At 69.2% G+C, this 13,710-nt stretch carries 12 protein-coding genes; 2 read left to right on the forward strand and 10 right to left on the reverse strand.

The genetic code is table 11. From position 1 onward, the window contains the following. Nucleotides 1-18: 18 nt before the first annotated feature. The 9 genes from ACIBU0_RS39075 to ACIBU0_RS39115 form a co-directional block, all read right to left on the reverse strand. A complete protein-coding gene (locus ACIBU0_RS39075) occupies nt 19-1,443 on the reverse strand; it encodes an NAD-dependent malic enzyme (protein ID WP_398828270.1) in 1,425 nt (474 codons plus the stop codon). A 339-nt stretch (nt 1,444-1,782) separates the two neighbouring features. Continuing rightward, nucleotides 1,783-4,203, reverse strand: coding sequence for a HelD family protein (locus tag ACIBU0_RS39080; protein WP_398828272.1), 2,421 nt, complete (start codon nt 4,201-4,203; stop codon nt 1,783-1,785). Between the two features lie 264 nt (nt 4,204-4,467). Then, nucleotides 4,468-5,250 (reverse strand): anti-sigma factor family protein, encoded by a 783-nt coding sequence (locus ACIBU0_RS39085; RefSeq protein WP_398828275.1) that lies wholly within the window; start codon nt 5,248-5,250, stop codon nt 4,468-4,470. A gap of 59 nt (nt 5,251-5,309) precedes the next feature. Then, complete coding sequence (locus tag ACIBU0_RS39090; protein WP_010039908.1) at nt 5,310-5,831, reverse strand: sigma-70 family RNA polymerase sigma factor; 522 nt, start codon at nt 5,829-5,831, stop codon at nt 5,310-5,312. Nucleotides 5,832-6,150: 319 nt separating this feature from the next. Next, on the reverse strand, nt 6,151-6,747 hold the full coding sequence (locus ACIBU0_RS39095; RefSeq protein ID WP_398828278.1) for a CGNR zinc finger domain-containing protein: 597 nt from the start codon (nt 6,745-6,747) through the stop codon (nt 6,151-6,153). Nucleotides 6,748-6,975: 228 nt separating this feature from the next. Beyond that, the gene (locus ACIBU0_RS39100; protein WP_398828280.1) at nt 6,976-8,127 is read right to left on the reverse strand and encodes a uroporphyrinogen-III synthase; all 1,152 of its coding nucleotides are present in this window, start codon (nt 8,125-8,127) and stop codon (nt 6,976-6,978) included. Nucleotides 8,128-8,297: 170 nt separating this feature from the next. Next, nucleotides 8,298-9,680, reverse strand: a complete 1,383-nt coding sequence (locus ACIBU0_RS39105; protein WP_398828282.1) for a nitrate/nitrite transporter — start codon at nt 9,678-9,680, stop codon at nt 8,298-8,300. A 210-nt stretch (nt 9,681-9,890) separates the two neighbouring features. Next, on the reverse strand, nt 9,891-10,823 hold the full coding sequence (locus ACIBU0_RS39110; protein ID WP_398828285.1) for a hypothetical protein: 933 nt from the start codon (nt 10,821-10,823) through the stop codon (nt 9,891-9,893). A 481-nt stretch (nt 10,824-11,304) separates the two neighbouring features. Further along, complete coding sequence (locus tag ACIBU0_RS39115; RefSeq protein ID WP_398828288.1) at nt 11,305-11,778, reverse strand: ATP-binding protein; 474 nt, start codon at nt 11,776-11,778, stop codon at nt 11,305-11,307. 233 nt (nt 11,779-12,011) lie between these two features. Between ACIBU0_RS39115 and ACIBU0_RS39120 the strand changes: the two genes are divergently transcribed. Both ACIBU0_RS39120 and ACIBU0_RS39125 read left to right on the forward strand, forming a co-directional pair. After that, the gene (locus ACIBU0_RS39120; RefSeq protein ID WP_398828290.1) at nt 12,012-12,863 is read left to right on the forward strand and encodes a helix-turn-helix domain-containing protein; all 852 of its coding nucleotides are present in this window, start codon (nt 12,012-12,014) and stop codon (nt 12,861-12,863) included. Between the two features lie 7 nt (nt 12,864-12,870). After that, nucleotides 12,871-13,053, forward strand: a complete 183-nt coding sequence (locus ACIBU0_RS39125; protein WP_398828292.1) for a DUF397 domain-containing protein — start codon at nt 12,871-12,873, stop codon at nt 13,051-13,053. Between the two features lie 231 nt (nt 13,054-13,284). Here the strand turns inward: ACIBU0_RS39125 and ACIBU0_RS39130 are convergent, their stop codons facing one another. Continuing rightward, entirely contained in the window at nt 13,285-13,701 is a 417-nt protein-coding gene (locus tag ACIBU0_RS39130) for a DUF2750 domain-containing protein (RefSeq protein ID WP_398828294.1), read from the reverse strand. Nucleotides 13,702-13,710 lie beyond the last annotated feature (9 nt).

The following is a 13,710-nucleotide window of genomic DNA, read 5'->3' on the forward strand; positions in this document are numbered from 1 at the left end:
ACGTTCGGCGCCGGGCGCCTACTCGACCGGAGCCACCGCGCTGACGGCCTTCGCCGCCTCCCGCACTGCACCGGCGACCGCGCCCGCGACCTTGTCGTTGAACACGCTCGGGATGATGTAGTTCGGGTTCAGCTCGTCCTCGGTCACCACATCCGCCAGCGCCTTCGCGGCCGCGAGCATCATCTCGGTGTTGACCGTGCGGGACTGCGCGTCCAGCAGACCGCGGAAGACGCCCGGGAAGACCAGCACGTTGTTGATCTGGTTCGGGAAGTCGGAGCGGCCGGTGGCCACAACTGCCGCCGTCTGGCGGGCGATTGCCGGGTCCACCTCGGGGTCCGGGTTCGCGAGCGCGAACACGATGGCATCGTCGGCCATGGCGGCCACGTCGTCGCCGTCGAGCACGTTCGGGGCCGAGACGCCGATGAACACGTCGGCGCCGCGCACGGCCTCCTTCAGCGTGCCGGTCAGGCCCTCGGGGTTGGTGTTGTCGGCGATCCAGCGCAGCGGCGAGTCGACGGGGGCCTCCCGCAGGTCCTCGCGGCCGGCGTGCACGACGCCGTGGATGTCGGCGACGACGGCGTTCTTCACGCCCGCGGCGATCAGCAGCTTGAGGATGGCCGTACCGGCGGCGCCGGCGCCGGACATCACGACGCGAATGTTCTCAATTGCCTTGCCCGCGACGCGAAGTGCGTTGGTGAGGGCGGCGAGGACGACGATCGCGGTGCCGTGCTGGTCGTCGTGGAAGACGGGGATGTCGAGGGCCTCGCGCAGGCGCGCCTCGATCTCGAAGCAGCGCGGCGCGGAGATGTCCTCGAGGTTGATGCCGGCGAACCCTGGGGCGATCGCCTTGACGATCTCGACGATCGCGTCGGTGTCCTGGGTGTCGAGGCAGATCGGCCAGGCGTCGATGCCGGCGAACCGCTTGAAGAGGGCCGCCTTGCCCTCCATGACGGGCAGCGCGGCCTTCGGGCCGATGTTGCCGAGGCCCAGCACCGCCGAGCCGTCCGTCACAACCGCAACGGAGTTGCGCTTGATCGTCAGACGCCGCGCGTCCTCGGGGTTCTCGGCGATGGCCATGCAGACACGGGCCACGCCCGGCGTGTAGACCATGGACAGGTCGTCACGGTTGCGGATGGGGTGCTTCGACGCCATCTCGATCTTGCCGCCGAGGTGCATGAGGAAGGTACGGTCGGAGACCTTGCCCAGCGTGACGCCCTCGATGCCGCGCAGCTGCTCGACGATCTCGTCCGCGTGCTTGGTGGACGTGGCCGCGATCGTGACGTCGATACGGAGCTTCTCGTGGCCGGACGCCGTGACGTCGAGGCCGGTCACCGAGCCTCCGTGGGACTCCACGGCCGTGGTGAGCTGGGAGACCGCGGTTCCACTCGCGGGCACCTCCAGCCGGACCGTCATCGAGTAGGAGACGCTGGGCGCCGTTGCCATGGCCGACTTCCTCTGCTTTCACCGTTTCGCTGAGTTGTGCCGTCCGATCGTCGCACCTACCGCTGAGTAGGAGTTAGCCGGCCGTGGATTGCGAACGTATTGTTCGCCACGTCTTCTCATGAAAAGAGACCCACGTCACGTGGTGACGTGGGTCCCTCTCTCCGTTCATGACACCGACCCGCCATGCTCGCCTCGCGGCAAGTGGTCCCTCTAAGGGACGAAGGTTGGGCCCGGGGGCTTGGATCGAGCCGGTGTCACACCCAGGCTAACAAACAGATCCCGTACGGCCATTCCCGTACCGGTGGTTCATCCGGATCAATCTCCCGGATCGAGCTCGGATCAATCCCGGAGCAGGTCCGGCATCCCCGTGGCGTCCGGCTCGTCCCGCTCCCCCGACACGACCGTCAGCTGCTGGGTGGCCCGGGTCAGCGCGACGTACAGCACCCGCAGGCCGGCCGGTGACTCGTCCGCGATCTCCGCCGGGGAGACGACGACCGTCGCGTCGTACTCCAGGCCCTTCGCCTCCAGGCTGCCGAGGGCCACGACCCGGTCGCCGAGCCCGGCGAGCCATTTGGCCGCCTCCTCGCGCCGCTGCATGGCGACGACGACGCCGACCGTCCCGTCGACGCGGTCGAGCAGCCGGGCGGCCTCCGCACGGACGGTCTGTCCCAGGGAGTCCCGTACGACGGCGAAGCGCGGTTCGACGCCGGTCGAGCGCACCGCCGACGGTGCCGTCGAGCCGGGCATGGCGAGAGCCAGCACCTTCGAGGCGAGTTCGGCGATCTCGGCGGGGTTGCGGTAGTTCACGGTGAGCTGGAAGCGGCGGCGCGGGCGGGTGCCGAGGGCCTCGTCGCGGGCCTCGGCCGCCTCGTCGGGGTCGGACCAGGAGGACTGGGCCGGGTCGCCGACGATCGTCCAGGTGGCGTGCCGGCCGCGGCGGCCGACCATGCGCCACTGCATCGGCGTCAGGTCCTGGGCCTCGTCGACGATGACGTGGGCGTACTCGGTGCGCTCGGCCGCCAGCCGCTCGGCGCGCTCGCGCTGCGACTCCTCACGGACCGGCATCAGCTCCTCCAGGCCGGTGAGCTGGTCGAGCGGGTCCAGCTCGCGCTTCTTCCTGGGGCGGGCCGGGCTGCCGAGGACGGCCTGGAGCTCGTCGAGCATGGCGATGTCGTGCACGGTGAGGCCGTCCCGCTTGAGCGAGCGGGCCACCTTGCGGACCTCACCGGGGTTGAGGATCCGGCGGGCCCAGCGGCCGAGGCGCCGCTCGTCGGCCATCGCCTCCAGGACGGCCTTCGGGGTGAGCTCCGGCCACCAGGCGTCGAGGAAGGTGACGAAGCTGTCCTCCGAGGTCACGTCGTCGTCGAAGGACGAGCGCAGTTCGGCGGCCAGTTCCGGGTCGGTGTGGCGGGAGGCGCCGCCGGACTTCGCCCACAAGGCGTCGAGCAGCAGCCGGCGGGCGCGCGGGCGCAGCAGGTTGACGGGCGCGGTGCCGCCGAGCGTGGTGTGGCGGATACGTTCCAGCTCCTGCGCCTCCAGCTCCAGCCGGCGCCCGAAGGCCACCACGCGCAGGCGTGTGGGAGGCCCGGCCGGGGCCTGCGCGGGCGCGTCGGTGTCGTCATCCCGGACGTCGCCACCGAGATCGTCACCGAAGGCGAGCTGCCCCGCCCCGGTGTTTCCGGAGGCGCCCCGGCCAGGAGCGCCGCCCCCGCCGCGCGGTCCCAGCTCCAGTGCGCCTCGCGCCGCCTTCCGCAACACCTTGAGCATGCGGTACGAGCCCTTGGCGCGGGCCGTGGAGGGGGAGTCGTACAGCGTGGCCTCAGCGCCGTCGACGAGCGAGCCGATCGCGCGGATGGCGACCTGGCCCTCCTCGCCCAGCGACGGCAGCACGCCCTCGGTGTACGCCACCAGCAGCGGGGTCGGCGAGACGATCAGGATGCCGCCCGCGTAACGGCGCCGGTCCTGGTAGAGCAGGTAGGCGGCGCGGTGCAGCGCGACGGCCGTCTTTCCCGTCCCCGGGCCGCCCTCGACGTACGTCACCGAGGCGGCGGGGGCGCGGATGACCAGGTCCTGCTCGGCCTGGATGGACGCGACGATGTCCCGCATGGTGTGGCTGCGGGCCTGGCCGAGGGCGGCCATGAGGGCGCCGTCGCCGATGACGGGCAGTTCGTGGCCGTCGAGGGAGGCCTTGAGCTCGGGGCGCATGAGGTCGTCCTCGACGCCGAGCACCTTGCGCCCCTTGGAGCGGATGACCCGGCGCCGTACGACCCGCCCGGGGTCGACCGGCGTGGAGCGGTAGAAGGGAGCGGCGGCCGGGGCCCGCCAGTCGATGACCAGCGGGGCGTAGTCCTGGTCCAGCACGCCGATGCGGCCGATGTGCAGGGTCTCGGCGATGTCGGCGGTGTTGTCGTCGCGGACGGCTCCCTCCGCGGGCTCGACCGCGGTGTACGCGCCGTCGGGGCCCTTCTTGCCGTCCTTGCCGAGCAGCAGGTCGATCCGGCCGAAGAGGAAGTCCTCGAACTCGTTGTTGAGCCGGTTGAGGTGGATGCCCGCCCGGAAGACCTGCGCGTCCCGCTCGGCGAGCGCGCCGGGCGTGCCGACCTGGCCGCGCTTGGCCGCGTCGTTCATCAGGAACTCGGCCTCGTGGATCTTCTCCTCGAGCCGCCGGTACACCCGGTCCAGGTGTTCCTGTTCGACGCTGATCTCTCGGTCTCTCAGAGAGTCTTCGAGCGCGGTTTCCTGTTGAGCCTGAGCGGCCACCGGGCCCCCTTCTGACGTGCTGGGCAGCCGTCAACCGTACGCGAAGGGGACCCGGAAAAGCTACGGCACGGCCCAGGACCTGTCGTTTGGATCATGCAGGCGTCGCGGGCCCTGGCACGCGCATCTGCTGCGTCGTCGTCGGTTGCCGACTCCCCCACGCGCGAACCGGCTTCGCCCGGCTCGCGCGGGGGGCACCCCATCGCCCCGGCTCGGGTCGGCTGGAAGACGCGGTTTCTCTCAGCCGACCTGATCCAAACGGCAGGCCTAGACGTCGACCTCGACGAGCTTGTTCCCGTCGAAGTCCATGACCTCGACATGATCGACGTCGTCCGGGGACATGGACACGCCGCCGCTGACATAGAGCGGGTTCCTCGCCAGCTCGCTCTTGGCGTCCGGGATGCCGTAGCCCCACTTGGGGACGGACCAGGAAGCGGCCGTCTCGCGCTCGCCGTCCTTGCTGACGAAGATCATGGAGCACTTGAGCGGGCCCTTGATCCCCTTGAGCTCAAGGGTCGTCTGGGTACCCCAGGGCTTCCCCTCCATGCCGACGGTCGCGCTGGCCCCGGTCTTAGAGTCGGACCCCGAGACCTTGTTCTCCATGTTGGTGAACATGTCCTTGGCGGGGTTGGCCGCCTGCACGGTTCTGTTGCCGTCGGTGCCGCCACCGCCGTCGCTGCCGTTGGTCGCCACGGCCACGAACGGGCCGCCGACGATCAGTGCGGCCGCCGCGGCCACCATGTAGAAGCTGCGCCGGCGCTTCTGTGCGCGGCGCTCGGCGACCTCGTCGACGAGCTTGTTCACCAGGCGTGGGCTGGGCTTCGCGGACAGGGACTCGCCGATCGCGGGGGAACCGGAACCGGGCAGGTCAGCGAGCGCGGCCAGCATCGGCTCCATTCCGGCGAGTTCGTCCAGCTGCTGAGCGCACCATTCGCAGGTCGCGAGGTGGGCCTCGAAAGCGGTTGCCTCGGCGTCGTCGAGGATCCCGAGGGCATAGGCGCCGACGGTTTCGTGCTCGCTCGGGCCCGGATGTCCCTGCATGGGGCTCATGGATCCAGACATACCCGAACCGCCCATCCCGAATCCCTGGTTTCCCCCGTAAACACTCATCACGCCGTCACCCCCCGCTCCTCCAGAGCCAGCTTCATCGACCGCAGGGCGTAGAACACCCTGGAGCGCACGGTGCCGCTGGGTATGCCCAGGGTCTCGGCCGCCTCATTGACGGTACGCCCCTTGAAGTACGTCTCGACGAGAACCTCCCGGTGGGCGGGGGTCAGGTCGTCGAGTGCGTCCGACAGCGTCATCAGCCACAGCGCCTTGTCGATCTCGTCCTCCGCGGGGATGACCTCCAGCGGCGACGGATCGACCTCCTGCGGCCGGGCCTGCCGGCTGCGGTGGCCGTCGATGACGATGCGCCGGGCGACCGTCACCAGCCAGGGGCGTACCGATCCGGTCGCTCGATTGAGCTGTCCGGCGTTCTTCCAGGCACGGATGAGCGTCTCCTGCACAACGTCCTCTGCTCGTTGCCGATCACCGGCGACCAGTCGAAGGACATACGCAAGGAGGGGTCCGGCGTGCTCTCTGTACAGCGCACGCATCAGCTCCTCATCAGGTTCCGAGGGCTGGGACATGCGATGTCGGGCCCTCGATCCACGTTCATTGGCCACGACGGAATCCTTGCGCACGCCCACCTCCGATGTCCGGGGGTTCCCCCAGTCGGTCGCTCGACCACCCGTACGCAAGCGGCCCGTTGAGTGTTCAAAGCGAGGCGACACTTTTCTTCGGAGTGACGTGACGAGCGGGACATGGCAGCACATTCCCACCGTGCGATCTTTACATTTCCCCCACATAGGCAAGATCGATTCGCCGCTTCCCTACGGGAGCGTAGGTAAACGACATGTAATCGAAATCACTTCTACGGCCGTTTCACAGAAGCCGCATAACGGACCGTCAGGCCCGCGCGAGGGCGGCTCGGCGACGATGCCGGGCGACCCTTTCGCGGTTCCCGCAGACCTCACTGGAGCACCAGCGCCTCCTGCGCCCCCGGGACGTATCGACATAAACGATCGGGCAGTTGTCGCCCGCGCACTCCCTCAGCCCGGCCCGCGCGAGGGGGTCGGTGAGCAGTTCCACGGCGTCCCGCGCGAGGGCGCCGAGCAGGGCGGCGCACTCGGGCGGGCGATCCAACTCCCGGACGAGGACGCCGCCTTCCCCGCGTACGGCACGCGGGGCCGGGGGTGCGGTGCGGGCGATGTCGTTCACGCGGGCGAGCGCGATGTCGTACGACGGCCAGGGCTCGGGGTTGAGGCTGCCCCGCACCAACTGTCCGATACGTCCGCGCAGTTCGCGGAAGGCGACGAGCCAGGAGTCGTCGGCGTGGGCGAGCGGCGTGCCCGGCGGGACGAGGCCGGCGCCGGTGATCCAGGCGCGCAACACGTCGACGGAGTCGAACCGTTCCTCGGGGTGTGTCGTCGCGAGGAGATCCAGACAGATCCGTCCGGCGTCGAACCGCAGCTCGTACGCGTCCGTGGCCGTACCCAGTGCCATGTGCCTGTCACCGCCTAGGCCGTGAGGAGGGCTGGGGAACCGTTCCCTCTCACAGTGCCTTCCCGGTGGCGGGGGCGGAACCCCTCGTACCGGGGGTTGGGGCGGGGCGACGCCGGTCGAGGCATTCCAGCCCGTCCGGCGTTTGCGGACGAGGCCCGTTCAGGGCCGAAGCGGGGGTCTGGGGGCCGCAGGCCCCCAGCGAGGGCGACACCAACGCCGGGTGCCTCCTTACACGTCCGCGTACTTCGTGTCGGCCGCCGGGTCCAACGCCAGCCGATACCCCCGCTTGACGACCGTCTGGATCAGCTTCGGCGCCCCCAGAGCCGTACGCAGCCGAGCCATCGCCGTCTCCACCGCATGCTCATCACGCCCCGCCCCCGGCAGGGCACGCAGAAGATCGGCGCGGGGCACCACCCAGCCCGGCCGCCGGGACAGGGCCCGCAGGAGGGACATACCGGCAGGCGGCACGGGACGCAGCGCCCCGTCGACCATGACCGCATGGCCACGGATCTCCACCTGGTGCCCGGCGATCGGCAGGGAACGTGCCCGCCCCGGCAGTTCCTGGCACAGCAGCTGCACCAGCGGACCGAGCCGGAACCGCTCGGGCTGGACCGTGTCGATGCCGCAGGCCTGCAACGGCAGCGCGGTGACGGGACCGACGCAGGCCGGAAGGACATCGTGGTTGAGGGCGGCCAGCACCTCCGGCAGCAGCCCGCGCTCCTCGGCCCGCGACAGCAGGGACGCGGCGGCCGGGGCGCTGGTGAAGGTGAGGGCGTCCAGGCCACGGGAGACGGTGGCGTCCAGCAGACGGTCGACCGGCCCGATGTCCTCCGGCGGCAGCCACCGGTAGACCGGCACGCCGAGCACCTCCGCTCCGCCCTCCCGCAACGCCTCCACGAACCCGGGCAACGGCTCACCGTGCAGCTGGACGGCGACACGGCGCCCCTCGACGCCCTCCTCCAGCAGCCGGTCCAGCACCTCGGCCATGGACTCGCTGGACGGCGACCAGTCCTCCGTCAGTCCGGCGGCCCGTACCGCGCCCTTGACCTTCGGCCCGCGTGCCAGCAGCTCGACCTCGCGCAGCCGCGCCAGCAGGTCCTCGCCCAGCCCCCATCCGTCGGCGGCCTCGATCCAGCCCCGGAAGCCGATCGCGGTCGTGGCGACCACGACGTCCGGCGTCCGCTGGATGATCTCCTTGGTGGCGGCGAGCAGCTCGCTGTCGTCGGCGAGCGGCACGATGCGCAGGGCAGGGGCGTGCAGCACGGCGGCCCCGCGTCGCTGGAGCAGTGCCCCGAGCTCGTCGGCCCGGCGCGCGGCGGTCACGCCCACGGTGAACCCCGCCAGCGGCCCGTGTTCCGGTTGCTGCTGTTCGTCGTACATGACTCTCGTCCCGCGCTCGAGTTGTGGTGCTTGCGTCAGGTGGTCGCACCCGGGGGGTGACCGGGAGCGGCCCCCTGATCTCCCCCCTTGGTGGGGTGCACCTGCATGCCGATCGAGCCTGTCAACGGTGCGTGACAGGCTCGGTTCGGCTTGATGTCAGCAGTGTTACGTCACACCTCGGCGTAGCTGAGCTGCGGCTTTGCTTCCGTGGCCGCTGTGGCGTGGGTCTCGGAGGCGGCCGGGCGGCGAAGGTATACGGCCCAGGTGACCGCGAAGCAGACGCCGTAGAAGGCGAGGAAGGCGACGAAGGCGCCGGTGCCGGAGCCCACGGTGAGGAAGGACTGGCGGAAGGCGAGGTTGATGCCGAGACCGCCGAGCGCGCCCACCGCGCCGATGAGGCCCATGGAGGCGCCGGAGAGCCGGCGGCCGTAGGCGGCGGCCTCGTCACCGGTGAGCCCCTTGGCGAGGGCCTTGTTGTGGAAGATGCCGGGGATCATCTTGAACGTCGAGCCGTTGCCGAGGCCGGACAGGACGAACAGGGCGATGAACGCGGTGGTGAACAGCGGCAGCGACTTCTGCATCGAGGCCACGATGATCACCGCGGTCGCGGCGGCCATGGCGACGTAGTTCCACAGCGTGATCTTCGCGCCGCCGAACCGGTCGGCGAGCGAGCCGCCGACGGGGCGGATCAGGGAGCCGAGCAGCGGGCCGATGAAGGTGACGTAGGCGGCCTGCAGCGGCGTACGCCCGAACTGGGTCTGGAGCACCAGCCCGAAGGCGAAGCTGTAGCCGATGAACGAACCGAAGGTGCCGATGTAGAGGAAGGACATGATCCAGGTGTGGGCGTCCTTCACGGCGTCCTTGGCGGCACCGGTGTCGTTCTTCACGGACGAGATGCTGTCCATCTTCAGCCACGCGAGGGCGGCGGCGATCACGATGAACGGGATGTAGATGCCGAGCAGCAGGCGCGGGCCGCCGCTGGCGCCGATGACGGCCAGGCCGACGAGCTGCACGACGGGCACGCCGATGTTGCCGCCGCCGGCGTTCAGACCGAGCGCCCATCCCTTCTTGCGCAGGGGGAAGAAGGCGTTGATGTTGGTCATGCTGGAGGCGAAGTTTCCACCGCCGACGCCGGCCAGCATCGCGCACAGCAGGAACGTGGTGAACGACGTCCCCGGCTTCATCACGGCGAAGGCGGCGACCGTCGGCAGGAGCAGCATGCTCGCCGAGATCACCGTCCACATCCGGCCGCCGAAGATGGCGACGGCGAAGGTGTACGGCACGCGGACGAGGGCACCGACCAGCGTGGCCATCGACACGATGGTGAACTTGTCGGCGGGGGTGAGCCCGTACTCCGGCCCCATGAAGAGCACCATCACGGACCACAGGGTCCAGATCGAGAACCCGATGTGCTCGGAGAGGACGGAGAAGAACAGGTTCCGCTTGGCGACCTTCTCTCCGGTCTCGTTCCAGAAGGTCTCGTCCTCGGGGTCCCAGTGATCGATCCAGTGGCCTCCCCTGCTTGCGGCGGGGGCTGTGCTAGGGGCTGTCATGACGCCTCCACGGTACTTCGGGGCTCGGTCGCACTACGAGTGGCTGATCCCGAAGGTAGGGAGGGCTCGTTTCCGCGCTGTGGCACCGGGTGACCGGAAAGGAACTTTGCTCTCACCCGGCGGGGAGGGGGGATGAGAGGTTGTGTTGGTCGTCCCTATATAAGGGCGAGATATAGGGACGGGCCGCAGGGCGATGGGCGGAGGGCCGTGTCAGTGCTGCGGGGGCTGCCAGTGGGGGTTCTGCTGGGGATAGGGCTGTGGCGGGTAGGGGGCCTGGGGCTGCGGCTGGCTGTACGGCGGCTGAGGCTGGGGCTGCTGCGGGGAGCCGTACGGGCCCGGAGTCCGGGGACCGCCATAGGGACCCGGCGGGGTCGGCTGGTTGCCGTACGTGCCGGGGGCCGGGGCGGCGGGCTGGGCGGGGTGCGCACCCGGAGCGGCGGGCTGACCGGCGTACGGGCCGGGGGCCTGCTGACCGTAACCGGCGCCGGCCGGGTAACCCGGGGCCGGGGCCTGCCGGCCGTAGGGCCCGGCGGCGTACTGCCCCGGCATCTGCGCGCCGGGCGGCAGGTACCGCACCCGCCCGCTCTCCTCGGTGACCGGCATGAACCCGGCGGCCCGGAGCCGGGCCGCGAACTTCGCGTTGCGCTTGCGGTTGACGGCGAAGCCGATGCCGCCGATCGCCATGAACAACACCCACGTGAGGAACGCCGCCAGCCAGGCATCGGCGTCGCCGCCCAGCCGCACCCCGAGGATCCCGGCGCCGATCGTCAGGCCGATGGCCGCGTAGGCCATCCGCTTCTCGGCGTTCTTGCCGGTGAGGTCAAAGTTGATACGGGCCTTGAGCAGCTCGAAGGCGTCCGGGACGAGGGGCGGCAGGGAGACCCCGTCACTGGCGTTCGGGTACTGCGCCCAGTTCTGCAGGGCACGGGCGCGGGCCTGGGGGCTGGGGTCGGGCGCGATCATCATGATGAGCGCGCCGTTGCGCCCGCTGCTCTGCCGTACGTCCAGGTACTCGTACCCGAACTGCTGGGCGATGAAGGCCAGCTTCGCGAGCTTCTTCACGGAGGCCATGGGACTGGTGAGCTCGACGGGCCCACCGCCCGCCATCAACTGCAGCATCTTCTGCACTTGCCGCTTGCTCATCAGCACCTGCTCCCCACCGACCACCGGGGCCAATGGGCCCCTCGGGTCACCCCGTTCACTTGCGCAGCTTGGTCAGTGTTCCATGGGGATCTGACAGGCGGAACTTGAGTGGGCATGCTTCACAGGATCTTGGTCGAAAGCTTGCCGGGGTACACCGTCACTCGATGCCGTACAGCTCCCGGCTTCACTCCGTTTGTAAACGGCGAGGACGGCGTCATCGGCATCCCAGCCCTGGGCGCAGAGCAAGTACCGTACGTGCTCGAGGCGCCGCAGATCCGCGGTCGTTCTGGCCTTATTCATCGCCTTGGCCTCGCCGAGATGCCGTCGACTGCGCGACAAAGACGCCGGAGCAGGAAGGACCTGCCGCGCCGTCGCCGTCCTCGTACGACTCCAAGGCGCAAGCCGGGGGCCGGGTCGGTACAGAAGCGGGTGAGGTCGTCCCACTCGTGGGTGCGGCCGAAGAGCTCTGTCGGTTTGGGGATCACGCGGCTGCCTCCCGCGCCCACGCCCGCCGCCCACCCACCTCGAACCACAGCAGCTTTCCGGCGCCCCGGTCGAGCAGGCCATCGCCGAGGCGCCAGCCGCCCCAGCAGTCGGCGTACTCCTGGACAAGGAACAGCCCGCGCCCGCCGAGGGCGTCTGCCGGTGCGGGCGGGACGCGGACTCCGGGCGGCTGGTCGAAAGGGGCCGGGATGTAGGAGCACGTGTCCCAGACGCCCACCCGTAGGCGGCCGTCGCTGAGGGCGGTCAGACGGAGGGACGCGGGACCGTTGGTGTGCCGGTAGGCATTCGTGACCATCTCGGAGACCAACAGCTCGACGGCGTCCAGGACTTCATGCCTTCCGTGGCCGATCAGCACCGACCGTACGGTCATCCGTGCGACCCGTGCCGCGCGGGGGTCGTGGGGCAGACGGAGGGCGTACACCCAGGTGTCGGCGAGGGATACGGTGCCCATGGAAACCTCCAGAAACTCCAGCAGAAAGGGGACTTGGACTCGCTCAACGACCACGCCGGGCGGTGGCTCTGCCTGGGTTGGTGCGCTTCCGGCTTATAGGCGGGGGGAGTTGGGCGATGTGGCATTACGCTAGCGCAGCGTTGAGATACTTCTCAGTGAATCATGGGAAATTCATCAGTAAGTACCTCGTGTGAGGTACCCGAGCGCCGCGCCGCGGCCGGAAAGGAGGCCCCTTGCCACCCGCCAGCACACCCACCCTGCGACAACGGCGTCTGGGGGCTGAACTGCGAAAGCTTCGCGAGCGAGCGGGGCTGACGGCCACTGGCGCGGCTGCAAGGCTCGGCGTCAACCAAGGGCGGGTCAGCATGATCGAGACAGGGCGCAGCCCGCTCAGCGCCGACCGAGTCCGCTCACTCGCACGCGCCTACGACTGCGGAGACCCCCGCCTCATCGATGCCCTTGCCGCGATGGCGCAACGCCAGACGCGCGGCTGGTGGGACAGCTACCGCGACCACCTGCCGGTCGGCCTCATCGACCTCGCCGAGTTGGAACACCATGCGGCAGCCCTGCGCGTCGCCCTGGTCATCCACATCCCTGCTCTGCTCCAGACCACCGATCACGCCCGTGCCCTCTTCAAGGAGGCCGTGCCCGCACTTCGGCAGTACGAGATCGAGCACCGTGTCAGCCACCGGATCAAGCGACAGGGAATCCTCCACCGCGAGGACCCACCCCCGTACACGGCGGTGATCCACGAGTGCGCGCTCCACATGGGATACGGCGGCTCCGCTACCGTGCGCGCTCAGCTCCAGCACCTTCTGGAGATGAGCGAGCTGGACCACGTCACCGTGAGGGTCATCCCGTTCGGCAAGGGTTCGTTTCCCGGCACAGGACAGTCCGTCGACTATCTGGTGGGGCCGGTTCCTCAGCTCGACACTGTTCAACTGGACACCCACCACGGCTGCGACTTCCTGGACGCGGAAGCCCAGTTGGAGAAGTACCGCCTTGTACTCGACCGAATGGAGGCGAACGCCCTCAAACCCGCAGAGTCCCGCGACCTGATCCATCGCATCGCCCAGACCATCTGAGGAAACCGTGTCCGAACTCCACTGGAAGAAGTCCACCTACAGCCCCGACGCCTCCAACTGCGTCGAAATAGCCACCACTCCGACCACCATCCACATCCGCGACTCCAAGAACCTGGCCGGCCCCCACCTCATCCTCCAGTCCACCACATGGGCGGACTTCCTCTCGCATGTGGTAAACCCACGACGCTGAGCCCGCGGCACAATCGCTCGGGCGATCGGGGCGCAAGTACCGGTACTCATGCATGGCCGTGAGCTTTTCGGTGCCGCCCCGGGCAGTGACACCAACTGACCTGCGCCGGGCGCGACACCCGCTCAAACCATCACGGCGCGGCTAACCAACGTCAACGACATCGCCGAGACCCTCGCCCTCGTAGACGGCGCCCCGCCCGGGGAGGGCCGTCAACTTTAACCTTAACCAAATCTACCGGTCGTATGGTGGCTCACTGAGCGCGTGAATGAGACGGTTGATTACTTCCTCGACAGTGAAGTCCCATCCCGTTAGGCGCTGCCCACTCCAGTTAATCCCCACCTGGAAGTCATCCTTGGCCAGATCCGGCAATGCCGCGCTTCGCCAATGGTCCAGCGTCATTGAAACGGCACGAAACTGAGGACCCCAAAGCTGAGCAGCCCGCTGCGCACGGGCCTCCGACGACCAATAGGGAAAAGCTGGTCGACCAGAACTTGAGACCGGGGTCGGACTGCCATCGTCGTCTCGAACCCACCAAACCGTACGAGTTCGAACGACCTCACGGAAGAAGGCCGCTGCCTGAGCCCCGCTGACGCTCACCTGAATCCTCCTAGATCGTCCCGATTTGAGCATTACGCTTGAGCACGGCATTAGAGGGCC

Source organism: Streptomyces sp. NPDC049627, assembly GCF_044465645.1.
Lineage (GTDB): Bacteria > Actinomycetota > Actinomycetes > Streptomycetales > Streptomycetaceae > Streptomyces.

Bases quoted from the DNA above. Each gene is read 5' to 3' on its own strand.
- ACIBU0_RS39090 (WP_010039908.1), bottom strand. From the start codon at position 5,831: ATGTCCCAGCCCTCGGAACCTGATGAGGAGCTGATGCGTGCGCTGTAC.
- ACIBU0_RS39105 (WP_398828282.1), bottom strand. From the start codon at position 9,680: ATGACAGCCCCTAGCACAGCCCCCGCCGCAAGCAGGGGAGGCCACTGG.
- ACIBU0_RS39115 (WP_398828288.1), bottom strand. From the start codon at position 11,778: ATGGGCACCGTATCCCTCGCCGACACCTGGGTGTACGCCCTCCGTCTG.
- ACIBU0_RS39095 (WP_398828278.1), bottom strand. From the start codon at position 6,747: ATGGCACTGGGTACGGCCACGGACGCGTACGAGCTGCGGTTCGACGCC.
- ACIBU0_RS39075 (WP_398828270.1), bottom strand. From the start codon at position 1,443: ATGGCAACGGCGCCCAGCGTCTCCTACTCGATGACGGTCCGGCTGGAG.
- ACIBU0_RS39110 (WP_398828285.1), bottom strand. From the start codon at position 10,823: ATGAGCAAGCGGCAAGTGCAGAAGATGCTGCAGTTGATGGCGGGCGGT.
- ACIBU0_RS39130 (WP_398828294.1), bottom strand. From the start codon at position 13,701: ATGCCGTGCTCAAGCGTAATGCTCAAATCGGGACGATCTAGGAGGATT.
- ACIBU0_RS39085 (WP_398828275.1), bottom strand. From the start codon at position 5,250: ATGAGCCCCATGCAGGGACATCCGGGCCCGAGCGAGCACGAAACCGTC.
- ACIBU0_RS39100 (WP_398828280.1), bottom strand. From the start codon at position 8,127: ATGTACGACGAACAGCAGCAACCGGAACACGGGCCGCTGGCGGGGTTC.